A 342-nucleotide genomic window follows, 5' to 3' on the forward strand; every position below is an offset into this window, starting at 1 on the left:
GGATCGGGAACGAAGCCACGATCAGAACGTTTGCCCAGGTGCAGGTCCAGGTGAAGATCGGCATGTCCATCAGTTTCATGCCAGGGGTACGCATTTTCAGTACGGTCGCGAGGAAGTTGACCCCCGTTAGCGTCGTACCTAAGCCGGATAGCTGTAGCGCCCAGATGTAGTAGTCCATACCCACGCCAGGGCTGTACTGCAGACCCGACAATGGTGGATAGGCAACCCAACCGGTCTTGGCGAATTCGCCGACGCCCAGGGACAGGTTGATCAGTACTACGCCGGATACCAGCAGCCAGAAGCTCAGGGAGTTCAGGAACGGGAACGCAACGTCACGCGCGC

1 pseudogene (only partly in view) is annotated in these 342 nt (G+C 58.5%); it reads right to left on the reverse strand.

Annotation, left to right across the window (positions count from 1 at the left end):
• Positions 1 to 342, reverse strand: a pseudogene (locus ACIPIZ_RS29665) (cbb3-type cytochrome c oxidase subunit I); its annotated part runs 304 nt beyond the window's last position; the annotation flags it as partial.

Source organism: Pseudomonas sp. NPDC087690 (assembly GCF_044743175.1).
Taxonomy (GTDB): Bacteria; Pseudomonadota; Gammaproteobacteria; order Pseudomonadales; family Pseudomonadaceae; genus Aquipseudomonas.